Source organism: Mesorhizobium sp. M2C.T.Ca.TU.002.02.1.1, assembly GCF_003997225.1.
Map to the genome: position 1 here is coordinate 1 of NZ_RZTO01000270.1, position 7251 is coordinate 7251.

The 7251-nt window shown below is 65.5% G+C and carries 4 protein-coding genes; 1 reads left to right on the forward strand and 3 read right to left on the reverse strand.

Translation table 11 applies throughout. The features are described 5' to 3' along the window. The 3 genes from EOD07_RS16145 to EOD07_RS16155 all read right to left on the reverse strand — a co-directional run. Positions 1-607, reverse strand: a 607-nt coding sequence (locus tag EOD07_RS16145) for an NAD(P)/FAD-dependent oxidoreductase (protein WP_164772279.1), incomplete at its 3' end; no start/stop codon positions are given. A gap of 88 nt (positions 608-695) precedes the next feature. After that, positions 696-1016 (reverse strand): 2Fe-2S iron-sulfur cluster-binding protein, encoded by a 321-nt coding sequence (locus EOD07_RS16150; protein WP_041000712.1) that lies wholly within the window; start codon positions 1014-1016, stop codon positions 696-698. A 100-nt stretch (positions 1017-1116) separates the two neighbouring features. Further along, the gene (locus EOD07_RS16155; RefSeq protein ID WP_127236181.1) at positions 1117-1485 is read right to left on the reverse strand and encodes an Hpt domain-containing protein; all 369 of its coding nucleotides are present in this window, start codon (positions 1483-1485) and stop codon (positions 1117-1119) included. 301 nt (positions 1486-1786) lie between these two features. On the opposite strand from EOD07_RS16155, the gene EOD07_RS16160 reads away from it, so the two are divergent. Continuing rightward, on the forward strand, positions 1787-7251 hold a 5465-nt coding region (locus EOD07_RS16160), incomplete at its 3' end, for a kinesin (RefSeq protein WP_127236180.1).

Consider the following 7251-nt stretch of genomic DNA (forward strand, 5'->3'; position numbering starts at 1 on the left):
GCATGGCATACATCTTGTTGACGCTGTCGGGCGCCGCCCTGAATTCCGGACGGCGATGGACCAGCGTCACGCTTTTGGCGATCGGCTGCAGGTTGAGCGTCCAGTCGAGCGCCGAATCGCCGCCACCGACGATGACGAGGTCGTGCCCGCGAAAATCCTCCATGCGCCGGACGGAATAGAAGACGCTCTTGCCCTCATAGTCCTCGATGCCGGGAATGGGCGGGCGCTTGGGCTGGAACGAGCCGCCGCCGGCGGCGATCACCACCACCTTGGCCTCGAACACCTCGCCTTCATCCGTGGCGACGCGGAAACTGCCGTCCTCGAGCTTTTCAAGGTTCGAAACCATGCGGTTGAAGGTGAACTCCGGCTTGAACGGATGGATCTGCTCCATCAGCTTGTCGACGAGACCCTGGGCCGAAATCATGGGCCAGCCCGGAATGTCGTAGATGGGCTTTTCCGGGTAGAGCTCTGCGCATTGCCCGCCGGGACGGTCGAGAATGTCGATGAGGTGGCATTTCATGTCGAGCAGCCCGAGCTCGAACACCGCGAACAGGCCGACCGGCCCTGCCCCGACAATGAGAACGTCCGTCTTGATGGTATCGGTCATGCTCTGCGCCCCATTGGCAATGGTGCGAGACTGCATGAGCTATCGCCTGCTGCCAAGCAGCCAGCGTGAAGAAAACTGGAAGTCGGCCTTAGCCCTGGCGTTCGGGCACGCGCACAACCAGACCGTCGAGCGCGTCCCGCACCTTGATCTGGCAGGAGAGGCGCGAATTCGGCCGGACGTCATAGGCGAAGTCCAGCATGTCCTCTTCCATCGCCTCCGGCTCGCCGACCTCGGCCGTCCAGGCCTCATCGACATAGACATGGCAGGTCGCGCAGGCACAGGCGCCGCCGCATTCGGCTTCGATGCCGGGCACCGCGTTGCGGATCGCGTTTTCCATCACCGTCGAGCCGTTTTCGGCGTCCACGTCAAATCGGGTCCCGTCATGGGCGATGTAAGTCAGCTTGGTCATTAAAGTCACCTGAGGAGTCGCAGCCGAGATAATCACTCCGCCGGACAAGTCAACTGCGGCGCGAAAGCGCCACGAAATGACGTTTTTCAAAAAGTTAATGCTAGCGGCTGATGCCGGCGATGAAATCGCGAACTTCCTCGATCAGCGTGCCGAGCCGCTTGAGCGCGCGGGCGTCTTCCGGCTGCTTTTCGATGATCGCCGCGCATTCGGCGACCGCAAAGGCGCCGATGCCGCGCGCCGAGCCCTTCAAGCCGTGCGCCAGAAGCACCCGCTGCCGGGTGTCGGCGTCGGCGATCTGGTCTCGGACGCTGAGCGACTGATTCACGAACAGCGCCAACACCTCCCGTTCGAGGTCGCGGTCGCCCATTGTCTGACGTGCCAGATGACCGAGATCCACAGGCCGGGCTCCGACCGTTCCGGAGGCATCTCCCCCCGGCATGGAAAACGCAATACCAGTTTCGCCACGCATACGCACTGCAACTCCATCAAGCGGGCAGACGAGCCCAAGAAAATAGGCGACTCCGGTCGCCAAGGGGTTAACGATTGCAGGGGAAAAATGTTGTCACGGAGGCAGCCGGATCACGCTTCCGTTAACCTTATATTTAAAGTTTTACGTATCGCCCGGAATGCATGTTTTCTTTACCCCTGTGTGTCATTACGATACGAAGGTCCATTTTTCAGCCTCCTGCTCGGGATAGATAAGCCAGAATCGGGCCAGAATCAGGCCAAAATCATAAGTCCCGCGGCAGCTAGTACAGGGTAGCGAAGGCATGGCTAAGAAACCAACGACGACCAAGTCTCTCGACAGCGACGTAGCCGCGGAACTGGAAAAGGCGCTTGACCTTGACCTTGCCGGCGACGAAGGCGGCCTCGATATGGCGGCGTCGATGGAAGACCTCGAAGCGCAGATCTCGGCGGCAGCCGACGAGTTGGCGCGCGAGGGCCGTAGCCAGAGGGCGGAGCCGGCAAACAACCCCCAGCCTGCTAGCCCCCAGACTGCCAAGGCCCCCGCGCCCAAGCCGGCCGAACTGCGCCCGGTCGAGCCGCGCAACGGGCAGCCGGCCGGCTTCACCCCTCCCGCCGGCTTCACGCCCGCCAATGACGACCGCCAGAAGGACTACAAGACGCTGCTGCACAGCCTCAACCGGCGTGCGTCGAGCACCGTCTACTGGGTGATCGCCTTTATCTCGCTGGCCTGGATCGCCGGCGCCGGCGGCCTGGCCAATCTTCTGTTCGGCCCCGACATCTGGAAGATCCGCACCTTCGACCAGTTCTTCGCTCGTCCCGAACTGATCGGCCTGGCGGTTGCCGCGATCGTTCCGATCATCCTGTTCTGGGCGTTCGCCGCCATGATCCGGCGCGCGCAGGAAATGCGCATCGCCGCGCAATCCATGACCGAGGTCGCCTTCCGCCTGGCGGAGCCGGAAAACCTTGCCCAGGACCGCGTCATGATGATCGGCCAGGCCGTTCGCCGCGAGGTGGCAGCCATGGGCGAAGGCATCGAGCGGACGCTCGCCCGCGCCGTCGAGCTCGAAACGCTTGTCCACGGCGAAGTCAGCCAGATCGAACGCTCCTATTCCGAGAACGAGGCCCGCATCCGTTCGCTGGTTGACGGTCTGGGCAGCGAGCGCGAGGCGGTCGTCACGCATGCCGAGCGCGTGCGCGCTTCCATCGCCAGCGCGCATGAGACGCTGCGCGACGAGATCGGCTCGGCCAGCGATATCATCCGCGACTCGATCCTCAACGCCTCGACCAAGCTGTCGATGACGATCAACAATTCCGGCGACACGCTGATCGACCGCATCAATGAAAGCTCGACGTCGATCTTCGATTCCGTCGAATCGCGCCTGGATAGCATCACCGACCGGCTTTCGACCTCCGGCGAGGCTTTCGCCAGCCTTCTCGATACCCGTATCGCCAAGCTGACCGACACCACGGACGGCCTGACGCGCTCGCTGACCGACCTGCTCGACGACCGTACCCATGGCATGGTTTCGCTGCTGGGCGGCGCGGCGCGCACGCTGAGTTCGGAATTCGAAGCGAGCCTCAGCGGCATCGAGCGGACGCTGGCCGAACGCGGCCAGGCGCTGATCAGCGAGTTCCAGACCCGCGCCGAGGCGCTCGACACCGGCACGCAGAAGCTCAACGCCGCCCTCGAAGCGCGCGCCCGTCAGATCAACGAGACGATGGTGGAGCGCGCGAAGGAAATCGCCCACGCCTTCGCCGAGAGCAAGGACACGCTGTCGGCGATGATCGATCAGGGCAAGACCCAGATCGGCGCCGATATGGCCGACATCATCTCGTCGACCTCCTCCATGCTCGAAGCCCGCGCCACCGACTTTGCCGGCCGCATGGAAGCGGCCCGGCATGTGGTGTCGCGCTCCTTCGATTCCGACATCCAGCGGCTGGCCAATGCCCGTGTCGGCATCGAGGAAGCCGTCGAAAACCACAGCCGCGCGCTTTCCGAGAGCCGCGAACGCATGGCCGCCGCCATGCAGGAGGACCTGGCGAAATTCGCCGAAGGCCGCGCGGCGATCGATGCCGCCGTCACCAACCAGGTGCAGAAGCTGGCCGAAGGCCGCGGCCTGATCTCACGAGCGCTGGAAGAGGACCTGCGCAAGGTGAACGAATCGCGCGCCGCCATCGATGCATCGCTCGGCAGCCATCTGGAGCAGATCGAGGAAGGCCGTAACCGCCTGTCCCAGGCCTTGAACGAAGACTCCGGCAGACTCGTCCAAGCTCGTACGATGATTGACGAAATGGTCGCCGGTCATGTCGGGAAACTGGCTGAGGGCCGCAACATCCTGGCGCGCGCCCTGGAAGCCGATCTCGGCAAGCTGCAGGACAGCCGCGCCTCGATCGACGGCCTCGTTGCCGGGCAGGTCGAGAAGATCGCCGAGGGCCGCGCCGTGCTCGCCAAGGCGCTCGAGACCGACATCATCGGCATCAGGAACCTGATCGAGACCCACTCGACCAAGCTCGCCGAGGACCGCGGCGAACTCAGCCGCGCGCTTGAAGGCGATCTGAGCGGCATTCGCGGCCTGATCGACAGCCACGCCGGCAAGCTCGCCGAGGACCGCAGCCTGCTGTCGCAGACGCTGGAAGCCGACCTTGCCAAGCTCGCCGAAAGCCGCGCCTCGATCGACGGACTGGTCGCCGGCCAGGTCGAGAAGCTCGCCGAAGGCCGCGACATCCTCAAGCGCGCGCTGGAAGCCGACCTCAACACCATCAAGGGTGCCATTGCGGGACATTCGGACAAGGTGTTGGAAGATCGCGCCCAGCTGTCGAAGGCGCTCGAAGCCGACCTGCAGGCCGTCAGCGGCGCCATCACCGATCACCAGAACAGACTCGCGCAGGATCGCTCGACCTTGTCGAAGGCCCTGCAGGATGACCTCCAGACTGTAAGCGGCGCCATCGCCGACCATCAGAACAGGCTCGTTCAGGACCGTTCGGTGCTGTCGAAGTCGCTCGAGGACGATCTCGCCAAGCTGGCGGAGAGCCGCTCCGGCATCGACGGGCTGGTCGCCGGCCAGGTCGAGAAGCTTGCCGAGGGCCGCGACATCCTCAAGCGCGCGCTGGAGGCCGACCTCAACACGATCCAAGGCGCGATCGTCGATCATTCGCAGAAGATCACCGACCACCGCGCCGAGCTTTCGCGTGCGCTCGATGCCGATATGGCCAGCGCCAGCGGCCTCATGCAGACCCATGCCGACCAGCTGTCGCAGAACCGCGCGACGCTGTCCAAGGCGCTGGAGGACGATCTCGCCAAGCTTGCCGAGAGCCGCGCCGGGATCGACAGCCTGGTGTCCGGCCAGGTCGAGAAGCTCGCGGAAGGCCGCGACATCCTCAAGCGGGCGCTGGAGGCCGACCTTGCCAAGTTGGCCGAGAGCCGCGCCTCGATCGATGGCCTCGTCGCCGGCCAGGTCGAAAAGCTCGCCGAAGGCCGCGACATCCTCACGCGTGCCCTTGAAGCCGACCTTGCCAAGCTGGCCGAAAGCCGCGCCGGCATCGACGGGCTGGTCGCCGGCCAGGTCGAAAAGCTCGCCGAAGGCCGCGACGTGCTCAGCCGCGCCCTCGAGGCCGATCTCGCCAAGCTGGCGGAAAGCCGCTCCGGCATCGACGGCCTCGTCGCCGGCCAGGTCGAAAAGCTCGCCGAAGGCCGCGATATCCTCAGGCGCGCCCTTGAAGCCGACCTTCAGAAGCTCACCGAAAGCCGCTCCGAGATCGACGACATCATCGCCGGCCATGTCGGCAAGCTGTCCGAAGGCCGCAACATGCTCGCCAAGGCCCTGGAGGACGATCTCGCCAAGCTCGGCGATGCGCGCAAGGACGTCGATCGTTCGGTTTCCGGGCATATCGACCAGATCGCCGCCAGGAGCAGCGACATCTCGGCGGCAATTGCCGCCGACGTCGAGAAGATCGAGCAGGCTTTCAGCCGGCAGACCGGTATCATCGAGGAGCGCGCCGGCACCATGGAGCGTGCGCTGTCCACCGGTGTCGACAATGTCCGCGGCGTGCTGGAAAAGACAGCGGTGTTCGTGGCGGGCGCGCTGCGCGACAAGGTCATGGAAGTCACCAGCACCCTGCATGAGCAGGCCGGTGCCGCCTTCAGCGACGCCGATCGCAAGATCGCCGAACGCGCTGAGCAGACCTCCGCCGCGCTGCTTGCCAGGGCCGAGGACATCGCCCAGGCCTTCGAGGCGGCCGACCGCCGTCTGCACGAGCGCGCCCAGGACACGTCCAACATGCTGATGGCGCGCGCCGACGATGCTTCGAACGCGCTCATGGCCCGCGCCGAAGAAACCGCCGACAAGCTGTCCACACGCGCCAGCGAGATCGCCAACACCTTCGACACGGCCGACCAGAAGCTGGTTGCCCGCGCCGTCGAGACGGCCCAGTCGCTTGCCGCGCGTGCCGGCGACATCCTGCGCAACTTCGAGGGCGCCGACGAGCGGCTGTCGATGCGCATCACGGAATCGGCCGAAGCGCTGGCCGCTCGCGCCACCGATCTCGGCCGCATCTTCGACAGCGCCGACCAGCAGCTGATGGCGCGCATTGCCGAGGGTTCGGAAGCGCTTTCCGCCCGAGCCGGCGAAATCGGCCGCATCTTCGACGACGCCGACAACCGCCTGGTGTCGCGCATCGCTTCGACCAGCTCGACCATCGGCGAGCATGCCGACACCATCGTCGGCGCCTTCGCCGCCACCGAGCAGCGTGTCGCCGACCGCGCCCGCCAGACCGGCCAGGAGCTTGCCGTGCATGCCCGCGAGATCGAGCAGGCGCTGGCCGGCGCGGACGAGCGGCTTGCCGCAAGTGCCGCGGCTGCCGCTTCCCGCGTCGAGGACCAGGTCGCGAGCGTGGAAAGCCGCCTCGCCCACACTGCCGAGACTATGGGCCAGAAGCTCAACGAGCAGGTCTCCAGCGCCGAAGCCCAGCTCATCTCGCGCGCCAACGTCATCGCCGAGGCCTTCACGGCGGTCGGCCAGCATATCGGCCAGAGCACCAACGAGGCCGCCAAGACCATCGGCGCCAACACCCGCGAGCTCAACACCATGCTGGCGGCGCGTTCGGCCGAGATGGCGAAGATCCTCGACGAGACGGCCAAGCCGCTGGTCGAGCGTTTCGCCCAGGGCGGTTCCGAACTGCAGCGCAGCATGGAAGAGGTCACCGAAAGGGCGGCCGAGAAGCTGCGCAGCGAGAACACGAACCTCGTCAACGCGCTGGCCAGCCGCACCGCCGAGACGCTTTCGGCCGTCGAAGGCGCTCGCTCCTCGCTTTCCGACAGCGTGGCCGATCTCATCGGCCGCATGACGACCTCCAGCGCGCAGCTCGGCCAGCTGATCGAGCAGGCTGCCGTCAATCTCGGCCAGGTCGAGGAGCGCCTCTCGGGCAGCACGCAGAGCTTCGCCACGACCACGGAGAAGGCCGCCCAGACCTTCGCCAGCTCGGCGCGTCTGGTCGATTCCAACACGACGCGGCTCACCGACCTGTCCTCGGCGACGCTGCGCGAGGTGGCCTCGATCGCGACCAAGTTCGACGAGCACAGCCGGCTGCTCTCCAGCGCCTCGAACCTGCTCAGCTCCGCGCAGAGCAATCTCGAGCACACGCTGGAGCGTCAGTCCTCGCTGGAAGACCTCGCCGTCGGCCTGGTCAAGAAGTCGGAAGACCTCGAGAAAGTGATGCGTTCCTTCGAGAACCTCGTCGGCCAGACGATGCAGACCGCGGAAGGCCGCAC

Coding starts and splice junctions, on each gene's coding strand:
- EOD07_RS16150 (WP_041000712.1), bottom strand. CDS start 1,016: ATGACCAAGCTGACTTACATCGCCCATGACGGGACCCGATTTGACGTG.
- EOD07_RS16155 (WP_127236181.1), bottom strand. CDS start 1,485: ATGCGTGGCGAAACTGGTATTGCGTTTTCCATGCCGGGGGGAGATGCC.